The 22,432-nt window shown below is 36.7% G+C and carries 19 protein-coding genes; 6 read left to right on the top strand and 13 right to left on the bottom strand.

The genetic code is table 11. The features are described from left to right. Nucleotides 1-133 precede the first annotated feature (133 nt). Together PY093_RS03675 and PY093_RS03670 are read right to left on the bottom strand one after the other, a co-directional pair. Nucleotides 134-1,465 carry an FAD-dependent oxidoreductase gene (locus PY093_RS03675; protein WP_275644524.1) on the bottom strand — a complete coding sequence of 444 codons (1,332 nt, stop codon included), beginning with the start codon at nt 1,463-1,465 and terminating at the stop codon, nt 134-136. Nucleotides 1,466-1,558: 93 nt separating this feature from the next. Further along, nucleotides 1,559-3,556 (bottom strand): tetratricopeptide repeat protein, encoded by a 1,998-nt coding sequence (locus PY093_RS03670; protein WP_275644523.1) that lies wholly within the window; start codon nt 3,554-3,556, stop codon nt 1,559-1,561. Nucleotides 3,557-3,855: 299 nt separating this feature from the next. On the opposite strand from PY093_RS03670, the gene PY093_RS03665 reads away from it, so the two are divergent. Beyond that, nucleotides 3,856-5,235, top strand: a complete 1,380-nt coding sequence (locus PY093_RS03665; RefSeq protein WP_275644522.1) for a Glu/Leu/Phe/Val family dehydrogenase — start codon at nt 3,856-3,858, stop codon at nt 5,233-5,235. Between the two features lie 598 nt (nt 5,236-5,833). Here the strand turns inward: PY093_RS03665 and PY093_RS03660 are convergent. Both PY093_RS03660 and PY093_RS03655 read right to left on the bottom strand, forming a co-directional pair. Further along, entirely contained in the window at nt 5,834-6,001 is a 168-nt protein-coding gene (locus PY093_RS03660; RefSeq protein WP_275644521.1) for a hypothetical protein, read from the bottom strand. Next, the gene (locus PY093_RS03655) at nt 5,976-6,215 is read right to left on the bottom strand and encodes a hypothetical protein (protein ID WP_275644520.1); all 240 of its coding nucleotides are present in this window, start codon (nt 6,213-6,215) and stop codon (nt 5,976-5,978) included. The genes PY093_RS03660 and PY093_RS03655 overlap by 26 nt, the downstream gene beginning before the upstream one ends. A 324-nt stretch (nt 6,216-6,539) precedes the next feature. Here PY093_RS03655 and PY093_RS03650 point away from each other — a divergent pair, with 324 nt between their 5' ends. After that, a complete protein-coding gene (locus PY093_RS03650; protein WP_275644519.1) occupies nt 6,540-7,949 on the top strand; it encodes a hypothetical protein in 1,410 nt (469 codons plus the stop codon). A 341-nt stretch (nt 7,950-8,290) separates the two neighbouring features. On the opposite strand, the gene PY093_RS03645 is transcribed toward PY093_RS03650, so the two are convergent. Next, nucleotides 8,291-8,596, bottom strand: coding sequence for a YppG family protein (locus tag PY093_RS03645; RefSeq protein WP_275644518.1), 306 nt, complete (start codon nt 8,594-8,596; stop codon nt 8,291-8,293). Between the two features lie 115 nt (nt 8,597-8,711). Beyond that, a complete protein-coding gene (locus PY093_RS03640) occupies nt 8,712-9,029 on the bottom strand; it encodes a DUF1330 domain-containing protein (RefSeq protein ID WP_275644517.1) in 318 nt (105 codons plus the stop codon). A 321-nt stretch (nt 9,030-9,350) separates the two neighbouring features. Between PY093_RS03640 and PY093_RS03635 the strand changes: the two genes are divergently transcribed. After that, nucleotides 9,351-10,244, top strand: coding sequence for a haloalkane dehalogenase (locus PY093_RS03635; RefSeq protein WP_275644516.1), 894 nt, complete (start codon nt 9,351-9,353; stop codon nt 10,242-10,244). 296 nt (nt 10,245-10,540) lie between these two features. Here PY093_RS03635 and PY093_RS03630 read toward each other — a convergent pair whose 3' ends face one another. The 4 genes from PY093_RS03630 to kynU form a co-directional block, all read right to left on the bottom strand. Next, nucleotides 10,541-11,518, bottom strand: coding sequence for a ring-cleaving dioxygenase (locus tag PY093_RS03630; RefSeq protein WP_275644515.1), 978 nt, complete (start codon nt 11,516-11,518; stop codon nt 10,541-10,543). Nucleotides 11,519-11,884: 366 nt separating this feature from the next. Beyond that, entirely contained in the window at nt 11,885-13,228 is a 1,344-nt protein-coding gene (locus tag PY093_RS03625) for a sodium-dependent transporter (protein WP_275644514.1), read from the bottom strand. A gap of 24 nt (nt 13,229-13,252) precedes the next feature. Beyond that, a complete protein-coding gene (gene kynA, locus PY093_RS03620; protein ID WP_275644513.1) occupies nt 13,253-14,107 on the bottom strand; it encodes a tryptophan 2,3-dioxygenase in 855 nt (284 codons plus the stop codon). Nucleotides 14,108-14,246: 139 nt separating this feature from the next. Next, nucleotides 14,247-15,533, bottom strand: coding sequence for a kynureninase (gene kynU / locus PY093_RS03615; RefSeq protein ID WP_275644512.1), 1,287 nt, complete (start codon nt 15,531-15,533; stop codon nt 14,247-14,249). A 211-nt stretch (nt 15,534-15,744) separates the two neighbouring features. Here kynU and PY093_RS03610 point away from each other — a divergent pair, with 211 nt between their 5' ends. Beyond that, nucleotides 15,745-16,362: a TetR/AcrR family transcriptional regulator gene (locus tag PY093_RS03610; RefSeq protein WP_275644511.1), complete on the top strand. Its 618-nt coding sequence runs from the start codon at nt 15,745-15,747 to the stop codon at nt 16,360-16,362. A gap of 104 nt (nt 16,363-16,466) precedes the next feature. Here PY093_RS03610 and PY093_RS03605 read toward each other — a convergent pair whose 3' ends face one another. Further along, the gene (locus PY093_RS03605; RefSeq protein WP_275644510.1) at nt 16,467-17,504 is read right to left on the bottom strand and encodes an SDR family oxidoreductase; all 1,038 of its coding nucleotides are present in this window, start codon (nt 17,502-17,504) and stop codon (nt 16,467-16,469) included. Between the two features lie 241 nt (nt 17,505-17,745). Here PY093_RS03605 and PY093_RS03600 point away from each other — a divergent pair, with 241 nt between their 5' ends. After that, the gene (locus PY093_RS03600) at nt 17,746-18,684 is read left to right on the top strand and encodes an alpha/beta hydrolase (RefSeq protein WP_275644509.1); all 939 of its coding nucleotides are present in this window, start codon (nt 17,746-17,748) and stop codon (nt 18,682-18,684) included. A 361-nt stretch (nt 18,685-19,045) separates the two neighbouring features. Here PY093_RS03600 and PY093_RS03595 read toward each other — a convergent pair whose 3' ends face one another. Next, the gene (locus tag PY093_RS03595) at nt 19,046-20,218 is read right to left on the bottom strand and encodes a TraB/GumN family protein (protein ID WP_275644508.1); all 1,173 of its coding nucleotides are present in this window, start codon (nt 20,216-20,218) and stop codon (nt 19,046-19,048) included. A 333-nt stretch (nt 20,219-20,551) separates the two neighbouring features. On the opposite strand from PY093_RS03595, the gene PY093_RS03590 reads away from it, so the two are divergent. Then, nucleotides 20,552-21,046 carry a glutathione peroxidase gene (locus PY093_RS03590; protein ID WP_275644507.1) on the top strand — a complete coding sequence of 165 codons (495 nt, stop codon included), beginning with the start codon at nt 20,552-20,554 and terminating at the stop codon, nt 21,044-21,046. 118 nt (nt 21,047-21,164) lie between these two features. On the opposite strand, the gene PY093_RS03585 is transcribed toward PY093_RS03590, so the two are convergent. Then, complete coding sequence (locus PY093_RS03585) at nt 21,165-22,214, bottom strand: NAD(P)/FAD-dependent oxidoreductase (protein WP_275644506.1); 1,050 nt, start codon at nt 22,212-22,214, stop codon at nt 21,165-21,167. Between the last annotated feature and the right edge of the window lie 218 nt (nt 22,215-22,432).

Here is a 22,432-nt window from a genome sequence, read left to right as displayed (position 1 = left end):
CGAACATCTATGATTACTTATATCAGGATTACACTTAAATTATTTATAATCAAAAACACACCCAACGAATTTCCTCATTAGGTGTGTTTTGCTTTACTATCACTCTATACAAAATAGTTCATTTACCAACAGCCTATTTCACTTTTCTCGCCGCCTGCTGTATTGGATCCCATACACCATTATATGGTGGTGCATACGCTAAATCTAACTCTAACAATTGGTCGGTTGTCATTGAATTAAACAATGCTGTTGCCAGGACATCAATCCGTTTATCTACACCTTTTTCTCCAATAATCTGTCCGCCAAGTATCCTGTGTGTCACTTTGTGATAAACCAGTTTAACAGTCATTTTCTTTTCATTCGGATAGTAACCCGCAATATCAGAAGCTTTAATTGTCACTGATTGATACGGTATATTCAGTATCCTTGCTTCTTTCTCTGTAATACCAGTCCGTCCAAGTGTTAAATCAAAAAATTTTATAATTGAGGTTCCTACCACACCTTTAAATGTCTGGTGTTTATTCACAATGTTTAAGCCGGCGATTTGACCTTGCTTGTTTGCATGGGTACCTAAAGGAATATGATCATCCTTCTCTTTTATACGATGATAGTGAGTCGCGCAATCACCGGCTGCATAAATATCGTCAATACTTGTTTGCATATAGGCATTTACTTGGATTGCACCATTCACACTTGTCTTCATTCCAGTACCTTCTATAAATGAGACATTAGGTCTAACACCAACCGCTATAAGTACAAGGTCTGTTTTGTATTCACCTTTATCGGTTTTTACATACTCAACATGATCAGTACCTTTAAATGCTTCAACAGATTCTTCCATTTTAAGAGTAATGTGCTGCTTCAATGATTCCTCATTTATAAGCTCTGACATATCTTTATCAAAGATTTTCGCTAATTGCTCATTTCTCTCAATAATGGTTACATTCATACCTAACTCAGCAAAACTTTCTGCCATTTCAAGACCGATAGAACCACCACCAATAACAGTTACATGTTTGATGTCTCTCTCAAGATAGTCGATAATTCCCTTTGCATCTGGGATCGTCTTTAATTTGAATATGCCTGATAGATTAACACCTCCCCACTCTGGAAGCACTGGATTAACTCCTGTAGCAATGAGCAGACGGTCATACGATAACTCGAATGGTTCACCGTTTGAATGGTCTATTCCACTGACCACTTTATTTTCGGGATCAACCTTTTTCACTTCATAATAAACTCGTGCATCAATTTTGTATTTCTCTTGAAAAGCAGTCTGCGTTCGTGCAATTAGCTTTTCTGTTGATTCAATTTTACCGCTGATTACATAGGGAAGACCACATTGTCCATATGAATAAATTCCCCCCTTTTCAAGAACTGTAATATCATGTTCAGCACTATTCCGGACAATTTGCATCGCAGCACTCATTCCCGCTGCATCTCCCCCAAGAATGATAACCTTCATGTTCATCCCTCCTTATAAACATTTAGGGTCTTCCCCCCACTGCGTTAAAGCATTAATGAACTGAGGGATCAGGCACCTTTTTGATACAAAAACCTAATTTTTCTTCAACCAATCAATCAACTCAACATATTCCTGCCATACATGTAGATGCTGCTCTGCATATATAATCGCTTCAGACTCTTCTCCTAATCCATAGGTAGCAGGGGTTGATACGGGAAGTTTCTTTTTTCGGATCAAGTAATCAATGACATATGGATTTTTGTCCTTTGCTGTTTTCAAAAGTTTTTTTGCCTTATTTGAGGGTCCATTTTTTAAATACTCGACCAATAGCTTATTGTAAGTTCCATGCGCTGTTATTTCTTCGTTGTATTGGTTTAGGAGAGATTCCGCTTCTTGGATCATCCCATTTTCGACGTAGGCGATGAATAGTTCATAGCGGACTGCTTGATTATCGTTTGGATTCAACTCTAAAAGTTCCTCATACTGTCTAATCGCTTCCTCAAGCATACCAATATCGTGTAAAAGCATACCATAATTATATTTTGCACGCATATATGGGCGTGTGCTTACGATGCCCCAAAAATGACCTTTGTTTTCGCTAAAAAATGCTTGTCCTAACTCTTTTTCGCCAGCCTCCATGCCTAGTAGGTAAAGCTTCTGTTGTTCTGCCGGGTCTGTTTCATCCTCAGCTAAAATAGTGTATGCGTCTGGACTATTTGGATACAATTTCAAGGCTTTTTTAGCAAGCTGCTGGCGCTTATTTCCGTTAGTTTCATACGCATTAAATAATAGGTCCTGCGCTTTTTCCTTGTTTGATAATTTAACTTGCGATGATTTCGGGTTGTTTATTCGTTTATTCATAAAATCTTTAACTTCGTCAATCGAGTTAAAATCTCGATTATCCATTTCACGCTCCAAATTAAGAAGCTCTCGTTCCATTGTAATTTTTGAACTAACAAAGGCGTTGTCCACATTATTATTTTCTAAGACGTCGTCTTCATCATCATCAAAATCTTCTCCGTATATATCTTCAAAATCAAAATCAATATTCTCTACTGCATCTTGTAGATTCTCAATCTCATCGGAAAGAACATACTCTAAGTCTTTATATTTTGACGAAATACTACTGCTGGATACATTGAATTCCTCAGCCAATTCTTTTTGTGTATACAACCCTCCAAACGGTTGCAACCTATCAACTAAATAGACTAACGCCGCTTCATATACGGCCGATTTTTTTATTGTTGGATTTCTTCTCATGCAGTAATTATGCCAAAGGTAAAAGCCTAATGTAATAACGGTATCTTCATGAACATCATTTTCGACATATTCTCGAAAGTTTTCCGCAACTTCCTTATGCTTTGGAGAAATCCATTCTATATCATCAATTGATATTTCATCTTTCCCAAACAAAAAGAGGTCAAGAACTTCAAGAAAAGATGAAGCCATAAAATCGATAGGACTTTCTTCCTCACTATTTTTAAATAGCTTTAAAACTGAGTTCTCCATTTCTTCTGATTCACTAGCGGGCAAATCAAGAAATGTTGTAAAGAAAACAGATGTCTCGCCAGAAGGTAAGCTTGTCCCTAATATTAAACCACCAGCCTCTACGGTATGTTCCTCATCGAAGGATTTTACCTTCTTTACCTCTTTTGTAAATAGGTCTTGAATTGTAATATACTGGTTGTCTTGATGTTTAACGGTAGAAACAGATGGCCTAGCGCTTCCCCACAACCGCACAATATCCTTTATTCTTGGCCTGTTAAACTTATGTAAATGCCTATCAATATACTCTTCCATTATCGTTTTACCATCTAACTTTACTGAAGTAATAAACCATGTGTACCCAAAAAAGCGAAACATTTCAATCGCATCATCAGGAATATCAAATTCCTCATAACACTGTTCCAAATAATCATCCATATCCTCTTGGTAGTTTTTCATTGAAAAATGAATAATATCAAGCTGGATATCATGAAGTTCCTTCTCTATTAAGAGTTCCATTGACACAACTGTTTTCTTCCCACAGCACTTTTTATACTTTTCTCCACTACCACACGTACATAAATCATTTCTTCCAACTTTTAACATTGGCTTAAATCACCTTCCTACATTTAGTTTAATCTTATTCGATACATCAAATTAACTAAGTGATAGCACTCCCTCTTATTTTCATTTCTCCTTACCTTATTATATATCACAACTATAAATCAATAAAATGATACTTTTTGTGGTTGACCCTAAACATTATTAGCACTTTAAGGGGGCAGGGGGCAGGCACTAACCAAAAGAGAAACATCAAGCAATATCTACAGGAATGTCATCATCAACAGTTATAAACAATATACTAAATTTTAAGGAACCAACTAGAAATTGGGGGTTATGTTTATATGGAAAACCAAACCAGTTCGATCGTTCAACGATCATTGGATGCATTATTGGAGGATGACACGTTTTTACCAGACTTAAAAGGGAAAACGCGAGAACAAGCGTTCACTTCGTTAGGAGCAATCCTTTCTACTCCAAACCATGTCCATAAGTCATTTTTAAGAATTCCATTAGAGGATGGGCAGGTTGTTCGAATTCCGGCCTTTCGTGTTCAACATATTAACGCACTTGGACCTTACAAGGGCGGAATTCGTTTTCATGAATCAGTCAATGAGGATGAGGTTATTAACCTTGCCTCATTAATGACCTTGAAGAATGCACTTCATGATGTTCCTTTTGGTGGCGGAAAAGGTGGGGTTGTATTAAATCCTAGGACACACACTATTAAGGAATTAAATCTAATTTGTAAAAAGTATGTTCGGTACTTTAATGATATATTGGGTCCTGATAAAGATATCCCTGCACCTGACGTTGGTTCAAGCGACCGAGAAATGGATTGGATGATGTCCGAATATAAAAGTATTAATCCCGGTCTACCTTACCGGGGTAGTTTTACAGGTAAAAGTGTAGTAAATGGCGGATCATTAGGCAGAGGAGCAGCGACTGGAAAAGGGGTTTATTTCACGTTTAGATACATGATTGATGATTTCATGAAAAAGCATACTAACTTGCTCTCAAACTCTGATAATATCTTTGCAAGAACTGTATTAGATTATAAAAGTCGCCCGCTTACCATTGCTGTTCAAGGCTTTGGCAATGTCGGCTCAGTTGCGGCACTTGAGGCATTTAATTGCTCTCAATTACAGAATAAAGTTATCGCTGTAAGCGATAGAAACGTGACATTATATAATGCAAAGGGTTTAGATATCCCAGCATTAGTTAAATTCACTTTAGATAACAATGGTGACCTACCGACTACAAATGAACAGTTAGCCCAGACAGGAGTGAATGCAGAACTCCATGACAGGGAAGAGATACTATTTCTAGATGTCGACTGCATCATCCTAGCTGCGTTAGCGGACCAAATCCATAAAGGAAATATGGATAAAATTAAGGCACGCATCATTGTTGAAGGCGCCAATGCTCCTGTGACAAGTGAAGCTGATAATTTTTTAAGTGAAAAAGGTATCATCATTGTTCCTGATATTCTCGCAAACGCCGGGGGAGTGATTGTATCCTACTATGAATGGCTGCAAGGTCGGGAAACCCAATTTTATAGTGAGGAAGAAGTATTCAAGCTCTTATATAATAAGATGCAATCAACAATGGACACCATTCTTCCAAAATTTTTTAGCGACCCGTTTCCATTGAGGCAGAATTGTTATATCCATTCCGTTATGAAATTGTCTACAGTACTTTATAGGCAAGGCAAGTTGTATTGATGAGAAGGATCAGGTAGCAAGAATGAATCATGTGCCTAATCCTCCTCCCATGTTTATGTTTTTTTAAGACAAAGGACAAGTACAAAAACAAAAGCGTAAGGCGCCCGCCTTTCGGTGACAAGCATAAGACAAGCCGGCTGGAAGGTTGTTCTTTAACCTTCCGGACGGATTGTCCGAAATGCGTAAGCGCCTTGGTCAGAAACGAGAAAACTGGTCGACAAGAATGCCACGTCCTGTGGCATTGTCGACACTTGCACATCGTGTGCTTCGGAGACTCCGCCGAAAGAAGCGTTCTTTGCTTCTGTAGGAGGAGTTGAAGTTTCCCCTCGTTTCTAGGCGCTGGAGCTAGACAGGCTTATACCATAGAGCCGGGTGGCGCCTGGAGCTGGACGCAGATAGACAAAGACTCGAAGTTATACACAACCTTACAATTTTATAATTTCCTATACAAAAAAAGAAAAGCGTAAGGCGCCCGCTTCCGAGGAACGTCACTATCTTACCAAAAACTTTAGAATTACGTGTCATAGTAGTTCTTCTTATTTTATTAAATCAAATTTGGCGTGGTGGGCATCAGATTGCTGTTTTGGTTACCGTTTTCTTATTTTTGTGCGATTTCGGGCATCAGATCGCTGTTTTGGTTACCGTTTTTTATTTTATGTGCGATTTCGGGCATCTGATTGCTGTTTTGGTTACCGTTTTTTATTTTTTTTGCGATTTCGGGCATCTGATTGCTGTTTTGGTTACCGTTTTTTATTTTTTTTTGCAATTTCGGGCATCAGATCGCTGTTTTGGTTACCGTTTTTTATTTTATGTGCGATTTCGGGCATCTGATTGTTGTTTTGGTTACCGTTTTTTATTTTTTTCGCGATTTCGGGCATCTGATTGCTGTTTTGATTACCGTTTTTTATTTTTTTCGCGATTTCGGGCATCTGATTGCTGTTTTGATTACCGTTTTTTATTTTTTTCGCGATTTCGGGCATCAGATTGCTGTTTTGGTTACCGTTTTTTTAATTTCGCGCGATTTCGGGCATCTAATTGCTGTTTTGGTTACCGTTTTTTATTTTTTTCGCGATATCGGGCATCTGATTGCTGTTTTGATTACCGTTTTTTTAATTTCGCGCGATTTCGGGCATCTGATTGCTGTTTTGGTTACCGTTTTTCATTCTTTTATGAACCATATTCATTACTCTTATATAAATGGAATGCTATAAAATAATGTATGAATCACTAAACAAATTTTTATGTTAGAATAAACGTAAGCAATTTTTTTAAATACTCTTACTGAAACTAAGGAGGTAATATAGATGAAAAAACGTACAGATCCAGTGGATGTAGTTATTAAAGAAAAGAAAAGGCAATATACAGGGGAAGTAAAGCGAGTTACCTTGTTTGCAAACGCAAAAGTAGTGGAAGCCCAGACAACTTCATCTGAACGATTCTATATCGTTTTTTACCGTGAATCCTTTATTTATGGAGAACAACTCCAAACAATTGAAAAAGATACCTTTATTGATCAGGCATGCAAGCAGGGGATAACCTTTGAAAATGGCCACCCTTTGATTTCATCCCTAGTTCCAAGTCATTCAATTAATCTCCCTAACAAAGGTAAAATTTTTACCCATCTACAAAATCAATACTCCCTTAAGGAAGTCGCGTATATTGCAACCATGCTAGATTCCTTCTTACCCAAAGAGCAAATTCTAAACGTTATCAATAAAATTTATTTCCACTTTAGAAGAAACGGTAACTATCTCATGGCCTTTCAAATCAATCACTTGCTTCCAACATTTTCTCCTTTATTGAAAGTTTCACTTGAGCGCTTGCACTCCCAGGAATATAGCTCATATAATGACTTTTACGATTCTTCTCATCTATCTTCCATTTATGAAAAAGATCCTCTTTACGTTGAGTTTTACTGCTTTAAAAATCGGTTCGAACCTAATAATTATCAATTTTTAAAGGACAACCTACTAAAAGAAGAACGTTTACTTGAAGTAGTATGTTTATGGTTGGAAAATGAGAACTCACAGGAAAAGCTTTACTCTGTTGAAGAGTATACGAATCACGCATTAACGTTTATAACATTAACACAGTGGATGACCATACTAATTAGATTAGATGTTAACGTGTTTCAAGTTTTACCAACCACGAAACGCATTATCGAAGAAATGCTAACAGAAGGCTATTATGAAGAAGCTATTGAGTGCCTGTTGCCGTTTATTCATGACTTACCGGCGTCATTTGATGATTTAATGACTGAGTTGTGGCTACAATTAGATCATAAGACAATAGAAGCTAATCTAGATAGCTTTATTCCTCTTTTTAAGCATATTGTTCAAGTAAAAGGATCAAAAGAATCGGAACAAATAATTTCTGATCTTGTCGAGAAATTATTTGTTGACCATAAGCTACAAACAATAGTTGACAAACTTGCTCCTATACGCCAACTATTACCACACTCACTAGTCATTCAAAAGATTTCTAATATGGTGAAAATTGTTGAGGATCCGGATCGAATGATGGAACTCGGTGAATATTTTGCCTACTTTAAACAGTTTGATGAAGCAATCGAATGTTTTTTCTGGGAAATGGAATGCGAACCACAAAATCCGGATCCTGTTCGGCAAATAACAAAAATGTATCAGCAAAAAGGGATGGTAAACGAAGCTTCATCCTACCAACAACTCTATAACCAGTTAAAAGCTGCTAAATAAGAAAAGCGAAAGGCGCCCACCTATCGGCGACAAGCATAAGACAAGCCGGCTAGAAGTTTGTTCTTTAACCTTCCGGACGGATTGTTCGAAGTGCGTAAGCGCCTTGGTAGAAACGAGAAAACTGGAGACTCCGACGAAAGAAGCGTGCTTTGCTTCTGCAGGAGGAGTTGAAGTTTACCCTCGTTTCTAGGCGCCTGGAGCTAGACGTAGATAGACAACACACGAAGTTATACACAATCTTACAATTTTATCAATTCCTAAACAAATAAAAAGTCCCAGGTCTTTAGGAAAACCCTGGGACGGTATTTGGAAGGAAGGTTCTGTAAGGCTTTCACTTACCTTTAGCGCCCAAGGAATTTAGTTATCATTGGACTAAATTGCCTGATTTGATTATATGCGCCTTTCATTTGTGAGGCTGTTGTTCCTATCTTTTTAAAATCAAACTTTCCGTCTTCTTTTCGAAAGAATGACAATAAATCCCCGCTTTGTCCACCCGAAGACTGAACTGGCGATGAACCTCTTCCAATAGGTGGGATTATTGGTTGTCTATTTGGTCTTACCTGTGGACGAATTGGCGAATGTGGCCTTCCAAACGGACCACCTAATTGTCTTCTATATTGTGGCGGAATCTGCCGTTGTGGAAACATAACAAACTCTCCTTTCTAGTTTTACTTATAAATATGAAAAACTAGTAAACAAAGGAAGGGTACATGTCTTGAATTTATAAATAAAGGATTAAAAAAACCACAATTTTTACTCTTTTTACTTTAAGACAGGCCGCATGTCCTCTAGCTTATCAAATAAATGCCATACAAAATTGTCTAGTCCTTTATCGCGGTACGGATGGAATTCTTCCATTTCTGGGTCATTTAAAAATGCTGAAATTGATTTTTTAGATAACCATTCTACAAGCAACAAAATTTGTCTTGGTTCAATGTCTCCAACAGGACTTGATTCTAGATTTCCTACTGCAACAACTTTGCCTCCATGTCTTGATAATGCTTTGTCAGCTTCTTTTGAATAAGTTGCATAGCTATGTTTATCTTTTAAATTAAATAAATTTAATGCGTAAACAGCCATTTTGTCTTCTCTCCCTCATGCACTTTTATTTTTTGAATTTAAACTGGTATCACATTAAAAACTGAGTTTTTTCTGATCGTTGCTCCCTTTCCATTACATACCGTCTGGTTAGTATTAACTTTACATTTTTTATAGATCTTTTTCAATGTTTTTAGAACATTCTAACTCTAATTACAGTAAAAATAATCTGAACGAAACCATGCATACATGACCTATGAAAAATATTACTCACTCTATCAAGTTAAATCACGTAACAAAAGAAGGAATATTCAAATAATAGGCGAAATAATAAAGTATACTATAAAACTTGGAGGTATCTTTATGCCTATTATTCGTACGCCGGAAGACCGTTTTACCAATCTTCCAGACTATCCATTTAAGCCGAATTACGTTGATATAAATGGTACAAGAGTCCATTATCTTGATGAAGGCGAAGGTGAAGTTATTTTATGTCTTCATGGGGAACCCACTTGGTCCTTTTTATACCGTCATATGATTCCCCTCTTGTCTCAAGAACACCGAGTAATTGCGCCTGATTTTATTGGCTTTGGTCGTTCAGATAAATATACAGAACGTGAAGAATATTCCTTTGAAATGCATATGAACACATTAAAGGAATTCATCAACTACCTACAGCTTGAACGTATTACAATTGTTGTACAGGACTGGGGTGGTCTTATCGGCCTAGGTGTTGTTGCAGATACTCCCGATCTTTTTGCTCGTTTAGTTATCCTAAATACAGGGCTTCCAACCGGTGAAACCTCCCCTACAGAAGGCTTCCTAAACTGGAGAAACTACGTGGAGCATACACTTGATCTTCCTATAGGTAAAATTATCCGCCGGAGCTTAGCTCCTGGAAATAAGCTATCTAAGGAAGTTATTTCAGCCTATGATGCTCCATTTCCAACAGCAGACTACAAGGCAGGTGCGCAGGTTTGGCCACTTCTAGTTCCAATCACTATTGATGATCCTGGAGCTGCACAAATGAGAAAAGCTAAGGATGTTCTTAAAGAATGGGATAAACCAGCATTTGTTGCATTCTCAGATTCTGACCCAGTCACCCGTGGTGGGGATCGCTTCTTCAGAAAGATCATCCCTACAGCAATAAATGAACCTGCAGTCGTCATTGAACAAGCAGGTCATTTTCTGCAAGAAGAGAAAGGTGCAGAAATCGCAGAGCATATTATCGCTTTTACCAAGCGGAATCCACTATAAGAAAAGCGCAGGGCGCCCGCCTATCGGCGACAAGCATAAGCCAATCCGTCCGGAAGGTTGTTCTTACCTTCCGGACGGATTGGCTTATGACCTCGAGTCGATGGCGCCCGGAGCTAGACACTAAAACTTGGTACAAATTTTTATGCTTTCTTATCTTTTAAGAAAAGCGCAGGGCGCCCGCCTATCGGCTTATGAGCGTGTATGTGGCGAGAATGCTAGCATTAAAAAACGCATTCATTAGAATGCGTTGGGATAACTTTTATTACGGTGGGTCTCAAAAACATAATGCACTTGGGTTATTCTTTAATGAATTCCTTTGTGCTTCGTACCGTATCAATTGGTCGAACTAATCTTTCTATTTCCTCGCGTTTCGATTCTAGGAACGGAGGTAGTGATAAATTCTCGCCAAGTGTTTCATATGGCTCATCGCCCATGAATCCTGGTCCATCTGTTGCGAACTCAAATAGGATTTGTGGTGCAACTCTTGAGTATAATGATCCAAAAAAGAAGCGATCAACAAAGCCAGACGTTTGGAACCCGAAACTTTGAAGACGATTATTCCACTCGTCTATAACTGAACGATCTTCGACACGGAAAGCCGCATGATGAACTGTACCAAAACCTTGTCGACCTTGAGGTAGGGTGTCGTTATGCTCTACAACTACCTGTGCTCCATTACCGCCTTCACCCACTTCAAATAAATGAAATGAACCCTCTTGACCTATTTCTTTAAACAGTAGAACTTTTTCCAGCATTTCTTTAAAATAATCAAAATTAGCTACACGGACAAAGATTGGTCCTAATCCTGTAATAGCAAACTCTAATGGAATTGGACCATTTTGCCAAGGAGTACCAGCTGCAACACCTTCATTGTTTTCATCTGAAATTAATTGATATTGTTGATCGTCGAAATCAACTAGGGATAGTGTTTTTGTACCAAATTGCTCTTTGATGCCTGTATGTTCTACTTCAAGACGATCAAAACGTTTTACCCAATAATCTAATGAGGCATCACTTGGCACACGAAATGATGTTTTTGAAATTTCATTTGTCCCATGAACACCTTTTGGTATACCAGGAAAATCAAAGAATGTCATGTCCGTACCAGCGCTGCCTGTGTCATCTGCGAAAAATAAGTGATAGGTTTGAATGTCATCTTGATTTACCGTTTTTTTCACTAAACGCATGCCTAATACATACGTAAAAAATTCATAGTTTTTCTCTGCACTACTTGTAATTGCTGTTACATGGTGTATTCCTTTTAAACCGTTCATCTTTCATTCCTCCAACCTAAAGACACCAATGTGCCCATTCTTTTATAATAGGGTACCTTTTTCACAATAGTTTTAATGTTATTTTTGAAAAAATTATTATTTTTTCTTTCCAGAATTATATCTTTAATTAAAGTATCTTTAGTTCAGGATAAATATATCACGTATACAAACTACTGTCAATTAGCAATAATGGCTTTCTCTAAGCAGTACCTCTTAAAATAAGAAAAGCGCAAGGCGCGCCCGCGAAGTTATACACAACCTTACAATTTTGTAAATTCCTAAACAATAAAAAAACAAGCAGTTGTTGATACCTTCTGCTTGTTTAAACTTTAAAAAGTGATCTAATTTTTAAATCTTGAAGTCTATTTAAATAATTCCTAGCGTACCAAGGAAAACAAGTATGATTGTAACTGGAACTACCCATTTCATAAGGACACTCCATGTTGTAAACATAAAAGGTGATAATGTGTTACTTAAGGTGAATTCCTCTTTTACTAATTGTTTATTCATTTTAATCGTTATAAATAGAGCAATAAGTAGACAGCCTAGCGGTAATAAAATGTTACTAACTAAGAAGTCTGTTGTATCAAATACAGTCTTGCCAAAGATCTGAAAGTCTTGTAGTAAACTAAAGGAAAGAGCAGCTGGAATACCCGCAAAAAAGACAACGATACCAGAAATCCATGCAACCTTTTTTCGTGAGCGTTTACCACTTTCTGTGAAAGCGGATACAATTATTTCTAATAAGCTAAACGATGAAGTTAATGTTGCAAATAAGAATAAGAGTAAGAATACCGCTAAAAAGAACTCCCCTAAAGGAATCTGTGAAAATACTGCAGGTAAGACCATGAACAATAGGCCTGGTCCTTCTGCTGGTTCAAAACCGAATGCAAATACAACTGGAAAAATTGCCAGTCCTGCAAGTAAAGAAACAAAAATATTCATTAGTACAATAGAACCTGCGGCAGACGGGATACTTTCCTTTTTACTTAAATAAGAACTATATGTAACCATACATGAGAACCCAACAGCAAGAGCGAAAAATGACTGCCCAAGTGCATACAACACTGATTCCCCTGTAACTTTAGAGAAATCAGGATATAAGAAAAACTTAATTCCCTCCATCGCACCATCTAATGTCAATGACCTTATCACAAGAATGATAAAGAATACAAACAGTAGCGGCATCATGTATTTGCTAGCTTTTTCTATTCCATTTTTAATTCCAACTGAGATAACAATGATGTTAATGAGTAAAAATACTGCTAATCCAAGAAGTGTCACATATGGTGTTGCAGTAATACTACCAAACAAGTCAGGATAACTTGCATCACTCTGAATGACTCTTCCACCAATCGCCATTAGGCTATAAATTAATACCCAGCCTCCAACAACTGCATAAAAAGAAAGTAATAAGAAGCAACCGATTACCCCTAAATGACCTGTAATCGCCCAAAAACTATTGGGTGCCAATTTTTTATAAGCTGTAACTGCCTCTTTCTGTGCTCCCCGACCAATAATAAATTCTGAAATTAACATCGGTAGACCAATTAGGATGGTGAAGGCAACGAAGATTAGAAAAAATGCGCCTCCTCCACTCATTCCTGTAACATAAGGTAATTTCCATATTGCACCAAGACCTATTGCAGCACCTGCTGAAGCCATAATAAAACCAAACTTGGACGACCACTGTTCTCGATTTGTACTCATAGTTCCCCCTTGTAATCTATTATTTTATAACTCTGTTCGAATAGCCCATAGCTCTGGAAAAAAGCGCTGATCCAAGACTTTTTTCAAATAGCCTACGCCTGATGATCCACCGGTACCCATTTTAAATCCAATAATTCTTTCGACTGTTTTCATATGACGGAATCGCCACTGCTGGAGCCAGTCTTCAATATCTATCAACTTTTCTGCTAACTCATACAATTCCCAATACTTATCTGTGTTTTTGTAGACTACCATCCAGGCATCCCGAACGGAATCATTATCTTTATAGGACTTCGTGACATCTCTATTTAATATATCCTCATCAATATGGAGTCCCGCTCTATGAAGTGCCCGGATAGCTACATCATAAAGACCTGGTGCTTCAAAGGCGTCTTTTAATTTACTATGTAACTCAATGTCCTTTTCGTAGATTTTTAAGACATGATCTGTTTTGTAACCAAGAGAAAATTCAACCATTCTATACTGATAAGATTGAAAGCCAGATGCCTGACCTAATGAATCGCGAAATTCCATATACTCCGATGGTGTCATTGTTGAGAGTACATCCCAAGCTTGAATAATTTGAGATTGAGTTTTTGATACTCTCGCTAAACGCTTTTGAGCCGTTGATAAATCATCCTTTTCAATTGATTGGATGGCAGCACCCATTTCATGAAGAATTAGTTTCATCCATAACTCACTAACCTGATGAATGACAATAAACAACATCTCATCATGGTGACCAGATAGTCTATTCTGTGCAGATAAAATTTTATCCAGAGCCAAATACTCTCCGTATGTCATCTTGTTCGTGAAATCGGTATGAATGTTTTTTTCTGAACTAGTTGCGTTTATTTCTTGATGATCATTTTTGTTCATTTTCTATGTCCTCCTTTATATTGATTAAACTTTATATGGTAACCTGATCTACATTCTGATTACCATTCTCACGCAAAAAACGTCATACGGTAATCAGAATAAAGAGTATAGTCACATAGAATCATAGACAACTACAAATCTATGCAACTACACCGCGTTTGTTTTCAAATTGCTTGTATTTCTCTTCTACCATAATCTCTTTTAATATTTGAACAGTCTTCCATACATCTTCAAAAGTGTTATATAGGGCAACTGGAGCAAGTCGAATTCCGTTTGGTGACCTGAAGTCTGGAATAACTCCTTCTGCTTTAAGTGCTTTACAGATTCGTGCTGCCTCAGAATGTTCTAAGTAGATATGTCCGCCTCGTTTCTTGTCTTCAATTGGGTTTCTTATATTGAAGTTGTGGCCTGCTAGTTGATCATTTATTAATTCCATCAAATACTTAGTCAGCTTTAAGGATTTGGTTCGAATTTTATCCATCCCAACCTCATTAAACATTGAAAGCGACCCTATTATTGGTGCCATACTAAAAATATTTGGAGTGCCGATTTGATATGCACCTGCGTCATCTGCAGCAGTTAGCTCATGCTCCATATCAAATTGCTTATCTTTCCTAGAACTAAACCATCCTGCAAGGCCTGGAATTGTACCAAAGTGTCGCTTGTTAACATAAAGACCACCAGAACCTCCTGGACCACCGTTCAAATGCTTGTAGTTGCACCAGAAAGCAAAGTCAACATCCCATGCACTAAGATCATGAGGTATTGCTCCAATTGAATGGCATAGATCAAAGCCGATTAAGATATTACGTTTATGTGCTTCTCTTGTCAGAGTTTCCATATCTAACACCTGGCCGCTTCGATATAGAATACTTGGTAGTACAATTAAGGCAATATCATCTGTCATTGCATTAATAATATCTTCTTCCTTTAATGTATGACCGTCTTTACTTTCCACTTGAAAAAGATGCTCAGACGGATCATAACCTTTTAACTGCATCTGGCTTTTAAGAGCATATATATCGCTTGGAAAATTTAATTCATCAGCTAATATTTTAGTTCTCTTTGAATCTGGTTTATAAAAGGTTGCAACAAGTTGGTGTAAGTTCACAGTTGTGGAACCGCTTACAATAACTTCTTTAGACTCCGCTCCCACTAGTGGTGCCATTTGTTCACCTAATGATTCAGAAAGGTAAAACCAGGGATTCTCCCCACCAGTCCATCCATCAATGCCATATGTCTTCCATGAATCTAGTAGGTCTAGCAATGATTTTTCTGCTCTTTTCGAAAGAAGTCCAAGTGAATTACCATCAAGATAAATCCCAGCCTCTTTGATATAAAATTCTTTACGATATGGTGCTAAAACATCTACTTCATCCTGTTTTAAAGCATATTCATATGTATTATCAAAATTATTTGCGCTCATAACACACCGACCTTTCAGAATATTTTGCTATTTACTGAAAATTATACCTTAATTAATGACACAGTGTCAATGATGTAATGTCAGCTTAAATTAACTATCAAGTCTATAATCGAATTATAGCTCAATACCATCACGATTGTCAGAACACTTAATAACTTGTAAACTAAGATTATACACAAAAAGGCGTTGTCATTTTGAAAGGGATGAAGACATGACAAACCCAAATAACAAACTATCTCCAAGAAAGAAACAAGCCCTAGAGACTAGAAAAAAACTTTTAATTGCGGGAAGAGAAGCCTTCTTAGAAAGCGGCTTTCAGAAAGCGACTATCTCTCAAATTATTAAAAAAGCTAATACCGGCTATGGTACAGCATATGTCTATTTTAAAAATAAAGATGAATTATTTATGATCGTGATGGAAGACCTAATGGATAAATTTTATGAAGTTGCGGAGTTCCCCTTTAAACCAACTACTAGAGATGAAGCTTATGAACTTATTTCGAAGCAGGTAGGGTTGTTCCTTAAACTAGCTGTCGATGAACGAGATATGATGAAAGTTGTAAAAGAAGCTATCGGGGTATCGCCTGAAATTGATGAAAAGTGGTATATGATAAGAGAACGATTCATCAATCGAATCTCAGTTGATATTCGGTTCGCACAAGCTAACTCCCTTGCAAAGCAACACTTAGATCCCTCTCTTGTAGCAAGAGGTTGGTTTTACTCTAATGAAATGTTCATGTGGGAATTGGTAAACAACGAGAGTAAATATTCAATCGAAGACATCATTGTTAACTTAACCAATATTTATACAAGTGGATTATATAAATAATAGTGGGTGTTTGATTTTTAGAATTCTTAAATTAAAACCAACACCTTTTTTTAGGCAAAAAGAGAGTTCAAAAAGTAATGAACTCTTTAATCTCTTAATCAAAATCATTTTTTTAAAAATCCTTTAACAATAACCTTTAACATTACATCATCCATATCTAATAACTCAATATTCGATTGTTCAATTAGCTCTTTTGTATTTTCACAAGGAAAATGGATCGTTCGACTTAAATAATTTTTGAATACTGAAAGAGGCTGGTTAAAGTTTTTTTCTTCCTCTGTTAAATCTTTCTCATTTTTATACGACATACCTTCTAGATAAGGAATATTTAATACATCCTTTATTATGTTTATTACCTTTTCTTGTGTAGACGGATTTGGATTAGCAATATTATAGACTTTCCCATTTTCTCCATATGTTAAAGCAGCTTTTAGAATGCTAGAAACATAATCTACAGGGACTAGATTGGAAGAAGCAGCTCTTTCAATTAAAATATGAAAGGTATTTGTTGTTTCCCTTTTTTCCATTCTTCTTTTCAGTATATGAATGCCTCTTAATAAACCATATAACCCAAAGTTTGTTTTCGCTTCACCTGTTTTTGAATCACCAATAATAATTGCTGGCCTTAGGATACAAACTTGCATCCTATCTTTATAGGAGTATACGATATGCTCTGCATGACACTTTGACTCTTCATAATTGTTAACAAATTGACGATTAACATCATACAACTCTTCTTTCCCCTGTGTTTCCATGCCAATTGTATAAGCAGTACTTACATATAATAATTTAGAAACAATCAGCTTTTCACAAAACTCAAGAACATTTTTTGTCCCATCTATATTTATAAAATCTGTTTTTTCTTTATCTGCTGGGTCAAATGATAATAACGCAGCCATGTGATACACTGCATCAATTTTATTTTTTAACGCCTTTAACTTATCCTTTTTAACTCCAAGCAACGGCATTGTAATATCGCCATAAACTGCTGTCACCCTATCTTGGTTCCTTACATCGCTCATTAATGATTCTGCTTTTTTTTCATTTCTAGCAAGGATAAATATATGATGACCATCTGATAGCAGATCATTTACTAATTGTTTTCCAAGAAAACCGGTAGCACCTGTAAGAAATATATTCATTTAGATCTCCTTTGAACTTATTCTTAATCTTTTTAACACTATTTATAATGTAAATATTTATAGATGTACTGTTTTTCATTTTAACAACGGAGAGTATTCTAGTAAAGGTACCGCGCCACTTAATAAGTTGGTAATAGGAGCCAGATTAAAATTAGAGATACCACTATTTTATTACTTTATTTTTGCAGTTTTATATCTTTTGTATTTAAATAGTAATCAAAGCACTAGAAAGGAGATAATCATGCAATCTACTACTTTTTATTTTACTGGTATGGATGGGAAAGAAATCTTTGCTGCAAAATGGGTGTCAGAAACGAAACCAAAAGCAATCCTTCAGATTTCTCATGGAATGGCAGAGCATGTTGGACGATATGCTGATTTCGCTAGTTTTTTAGTGGAGCATGAAATCTATGTCTATGGAAATGACCACCGAGGTCATGGGCATACAGAAACACGAGACGCGGACCGGGGTTATTTCACTGACGAAAATGGTTTTGAGACCATCGTAGAGGACATGAATGCCTTAACAAATGTCATTAAGAATGAATACCCTAATACCCCTATTTACTTACTAGGTCATAGCATGGGTTCCTTTCTTTCAAGAAGATACATTCAACTCTATGGAAGTAATCTTGAAGGCGTCATTTTTAGTGGAACTGGCGGTCATCCTGGCTTCTTAGGAAAAATCGGACACTATCTTGCCAGCCGCGAAGCAAAGAAACATGGTAGACGTACGCAAAGCACTAAGCTAAATTCTTTAACTTTTGGAAACTATAACAAAGCCTTTAAACCAAACCGGACCGAATTTGATTGGTTATCTCGTGATGAAAAAGAAGTAGATAAATATATTGAAGACCCGCTGGCTGGTGGAGTTTTCACTTCAGGATTTTTTGAAGACTTCTTTAAAGGACTATTATCAATGTATGATGAAGATCAGAAAATCCCTAAAGAGCTTCCTGTTTATTTTATGTCAGGTGATCAAGACCCAGTTGGAAAAAACACGAAAGGTGTACTGCAAAACTACCGACAGCTTCAATCTGTTGGATTAACGGATATATCCTATAAATTTTATCCAGAAGCAAGACATGAAATCCTAAACGAAACGAATAAACAAGATGTGTATAATGAAATTTTACTTTGGATTTTAGACCATCTTTCAAACGAGAACCCTGCTCGTTAATTCTATAATGTTCTAAGCCATTTGGCTGATAAGAAAAGCGCAGGGCGCCCGGAGCTAGACACTAAAACTTGGTACAAATTTTTATACTTTCTTATCTTTAAGAAAAGCGAAAGGCGCGCCCGCCTATCGGCGACAAGCATAAGACAAGCCCTGGCTGAAGGCGTTCTTTGCCTTCGGGAAGGGCTTGTCTTATACCATAGAGCAGGTGGCGCCCGGAGCTAGACACTAAAACTAGATACAAACTTTTATACTTTCTCATCTTTTAAAAAAAGACTAACTCACCCAAAAGGCATTCCTTAAGGAGAGGCAGTCTTTTTATTTGTTTACTTGATTGTTAAAGTTGCGTTCTTACTATGCTTGTCTACAAGTTTTCTAAAAATAAACGAACCACGTCGGCTCCACCAACCACCGTTCCTATTGTGCTTCCTAGATTGGCTAAAGTCACTACTAGTAGAATTCTACTTACTTTATTGTCCCAAAACCCTTTTATGCTAAAAACATCCGTAGAAAGCGTTTCAAAGTCTTTTACACTAGGTCGTCGGAAATAGGCTTGTACAAATCCTGCAAACCATCCTGCTGCAATCAGTGGATTTAGGGATGTTATCGGTGCTGCAATAAATGCTGTAACAATTGCAAGCGGATGTCCAAAAGCAATTAGTGTTCCAAGTGCCGAAAAAGAGCCATTCCATAATATCCAGCTAATTGTTTGCTGCGCTCCAGCAGTAGGATTTGCAATAAAAGTATAGGCAATAACCGCAAGAATAAGAATCGGTATTGCCCAACCAATCATTTTAGGAGCCTTGGATTTAGGCGGAATCTGGGATAAGCGTGCTAAATCATGTTCTTTTTTTATTTCTTCCTTTATGCCAGGAACGTGCGCTGCTCCTAGCACGGCAACAATCTTTTGTCCTTTAGCATCTTTGATTTTTTGGGCTAAATACTGATCTCGCTCATCAATTAGAGGAACCTTTAATTTCGGAAAGTGTTCTGTGAACTCATTAAGCATGCTGCCCAGCATATCTTGATTTTTCATCTTTTCTAGTTCTTCTTCAGATATACTCTCATTACTGAATACACTAAAGATAATTGACATAAGAAGCTTAGCTTTCCCGATAAAGCCAACACCATGCCAAATACGAGAAAAGGTTACTTGAATATTTCGATCAGCTAATACTAGTTCCGCACCTAATTCTTTCGCTGATTCGATCCCTTGAATCATTTCTTGTCCAGGATTAATACCAAATTGTGCGGCCATTCGTTTTTGAAAGGAAGATATTGCAAGATTCATTAAAAGTAAAGACGCTTTTTTATCTTTAATGACCTTAAATATATCCATCTCCCTCCATTTATTTCCATCCATAATCGATTGATATCTTTGTTTATCCAATTCTACACATACAGAGTCTGGTCTTTCAGATTCTATTACTTGCTTTACTTGTTCCGCACTTTGCTTCGATACGTGTGCTGTTCCAATAAGGATAAATTCCTTACCATCTAAATGTATTCTAGTAATATTTTCGATTTCTTCAGCCATAAACTACCATCCTTATCATGCTTCTTTCAATCATATTCTTCATATAGACAGAGATTGATGCTTATCATCCACCTTCTATTATACTAGCTTGCTATGGAATAGTGCAAAAATGTTAACGGAACCTTTATTTCCTAAACAAATTCTATAATCCAACTCCTAATACTTCAAACATGGCATACTAAATTTATAACATTTTTCAGTCAAACTACGCTACTATACGTCATTTAGTTTAAGGTGTCTCCGTATATTTCTATAGCAAGTAATCTACCTTGATTAGTTAAAACAAGTCGTTTACGATTAAATCATAAAAAATCACACGCGGAGGTAGTACCAATGAAAACTGTATTTGATTTTACTGTAAAGATGAAAAATGGCGAGGAAAAATCTTTAAATGAATACAAAGCCCAACCTCTAATTATTGTGAATACAGCAAGTAAATGTGGTTTTACCCCCCAATTTAAGGGTTTACAGGAATTATATGAAAAATACAAAGAGCATGGTTTGGTAATTTTAGGTTTTCCATGTGACCAATTTAACAAGCAGGAATTTGCTAATATTGAAGAAACTACTGAGTTTTGCCAAGTAAACTACGGAGTAACATTTCCTATATTTGCAAAAATTGATGTAAATGGTGTGAACGCAGATCCATTATTCACTTTTTTAAAAGAACAGAAGAAAGGATTGCTAACAAAGAATATTAAATGGAATTTCACAAAATTCCTTGTCAACGACAATGGTCAAGTTGTTAAACGCTATGCACCAACTACTAACCCAAACAAAATGGAAGATGATGTAGAGAAGGTATTGGTTGGTATAAATAAAAGCTAAACTTCTAAACCAGTTCGACATTCAACAGTTATAACAAACGTTTTCCTTGTTGTTTGCCTGGCATTACTAATAAATTCTATCATTGCCTCAAGTCATGCCAGGCACCCCAAAAACGAGATCACCTTATCCATTTCTTTACTAATTCCCGATTTCGCTTTTTAAAGACTTCATTATGCGAAGAAACCATCGCTACCTTATTAGCATCAGGCTCAATAAATTGTTTGGCTTTGTTTACAGCATTTGCAGCATCTTGAAATGCTCCTGCTATTAAGTTTAATTTTCCATCGTGCTTTAGAATGTCCCCAGCGGCGTATATCCCCTCTATTGATGACTCACTATGAACACTACCTGCAATATAATAACTGTCTGCTATTTCAATATTTAATTCACTATTTTCGAGCAATGATGCATCACGTTCATAACCATGACTAATCACCACTTCATCAATAGGTAGATATGAAACCACACCTGTCTCATGATTTGTTAGTTCGACACGTTCAATTACATCATGATTATTACAGGCAATTAGTTTTGTAATTGAAGTATTATAGAAGCAGACAGCAGAACTGTTCACTAGTTGAGAAACCTGTGCTTCATGACCTGCTAATGCATCTTTTCGATAAGTTATATAAATATTCTTTGCTACAGGCTCCAATTCATTGGCCCAATCTATTGCAGAGTTACCACCACCTGAGATAATGACTGTTTTATCCTTGAAATGTTTTAAAGATTTTACTGTGTAATTTAAGTTTGACACTTCATATCTCTCTGCACCTTCTATTTCAAGCTTTTGTGGATTTAAAATTCCACTGCCAACAGCAATAATTACCGTTTTCGAAAAGTGCATTTGACCAGATGCCGCTTTTAACACAAATATTCCATCCTGATTACGTGTAATCGAATCAACTTTTTCATTTAGAATGACTGTCGGATTAAATGTTAACCCTTGTTGAACAAGCTGTTCAATTAATTTAGCACCTGGAATTGGCGTAAGCCCTCCTACATCCCAGATCATTTTCTCTGGATAAACATGTACTTTTCCACCCAATTGTGATTGGTATTCAATTAACTTTGTTTTCATTCCTCTAAGTCCACTATAAAAAGTTGAGTAAAGACCCGCTGGCCCTCCTCCGATCACAGTCACATCAAACAATTCTTGCTGTTTCATTTCCGATCACTCCTTGCAACCAAATGTTATTGATTATCATTATCATTAAAATATACACTTAGTAAGTCATTTTATCAACAAAAAGATAAGCGCAAGATTCCCGCATATTGGCGACAAGTATTCTGACGGGTTCTTTAAGAAGTGGTTTTTCTTTCTTAAAGGAAATTTAGAATTGGTTTAAGGACACTTAAAAACCAAAGGAAATGAACACCATTAGA

It is taken from the genome of Cytobacillus sp. S13-E01, assembly GCF_029193815.1.
Lineage (GTDB): Bacteria > Bacillota > Bacilli > Bacillales > Bacillaceae_L > Bacillus_BV.
This window is presented reverse-complemented; position numbering and strand designations above follow the sequence as displayed.

What these genes read in the sequence shown, in the direction of transcription:
- PY093_RS03675 (WP_275644524.1), bottom strand. Translation starts at nt 1,465, where the DNA reads ATGAAGGTTATCATTCTTGGGGGAGATGCAGCGGGAATGAGTGCTGCG.
- PY093_RS03670 (WP_275644523.1), bottom strand. Translation starts at nt 3,556, where the DNA reads ATGTTAAAAGTTGGAAGAAATGATTTATGTACGTGTGGTAGTGGAGAA.
- PY093_RS03665 (WP_275644522.1), top strand. Translation starts at nt 3,856, where the DNA reads ATGGAAAACCAAACCAGTTCGATCGTTCAACGATCATTGGATGCATTA.
- PY093_RS03655 (WP_275644520.1), bottom strand. Translation starts at nt 6,215, where the DNA reads ATGCCCGAAATCGCGAAAAAAATAAAAAACGGTAATCAAAACAGCAAT.
- PY093_RS03650 (WP_275644519.1), top strand. Translation starts at nt 6,540, where the DNA reads ATGAAAAAACGTACAGATCCAGTGGATGTAGTTATTAAAGAAAAGAAA.
- PY093_RS03645 (WP_275644518.1), bottom strand. Translation starts at nt 8,596, where the DNA reads ATGTTTCCACAACGGCAGATTCCGCCACAATATAGAAGACAATTAGGT.
- PY093_RS03640 (WP_275644517.1), bottom strand. Translation starts at nt 9,029, where the DNA reads ATGGCTGTTTACGCATTAAATTTATTTAATTTAAAAGATAAACATAGC.
- PY093_RS03635 (WP_275644516.1), top strand. Translation starts at nt 9,351, where the DNA reads ATGCCTATTATTCGTACGCCGGAAGACCGTTTTACCAATCTTCCAGAC.
- PY093_RS03630 (WP_275644515.1), bottom strand. Translation starts at nt 11,518, where the DNA reads ATGAACGGTTTAAAAGGAATACACCATGTAACAGCAATTACAAGTAGT.
- PY093_RS03625 (WP_275644514.1), bottom strand. Translation starts at nt 13,228, where the DNA reads ATGAGTACAAATCGAGAACAGTGGTCGTCCAAGTTTGGTTTTATTATG.
- kynA (WP_275644513.1), bottom strand. Translation starts at nt 14,107, where the DNA reads ATGAACAAAAATGATCATCAAGAAATAAACGCAACTAGTTCAGAAAAA.
- kynU (WP_275644512.1), bottom strand. Translation starts at nt 15,533, where the DNA reads ATGAGCGCAAATAATTTTGATAATACATATGAATATGCTTTAAAACAG.
- PY093_RS03610 (WP_275644511.1), top strand. Translation starts at nt 15,745, where the DNA reads ATGACAAACCCAAATAACAAACTATCTCCAAGAAAGAAACAAGCCCTA.
- PY093_RS03605 (WP_275644510.1), bottom strand. Translation starts at nt 17,504, where the DNA reads ATGAATATATTTCTTACAGGTGCTACCGGTTTTCTTGGAAAACAATTA.
- PY093_RS03600 (WP_275644509.1), top strand. Translation starts at nt 17,746, where the DNA reads ATGCAATCTACTACTTTTTATTTTACTGGTATGGATGGGAAAGAAATC.
- PY093_RS03595 (WP_275644508.1), bottom strand. Translation starts at nt 20,218, where the DNA reads ATGGCTGAAGAAATCGAAAATATTACTAGAATACATTTAGATGGTAAG.
- PY093_RS03590 (WP_275644507.1), top strand. Translation starts at nt 20,552, where the DNA reads ATGAAAACTGTATTTGATTTTACTGTAAAGATGAAAAATGGCGAGGAA.
- PY093_RS03585 (WP_275644506.1), bottom strand. Translation starts at nt 22,214, where the DNA reads ATGAAACAGCAAGAATTGTTTGATGTGACTGTGATCGGAGGAGGGCCA.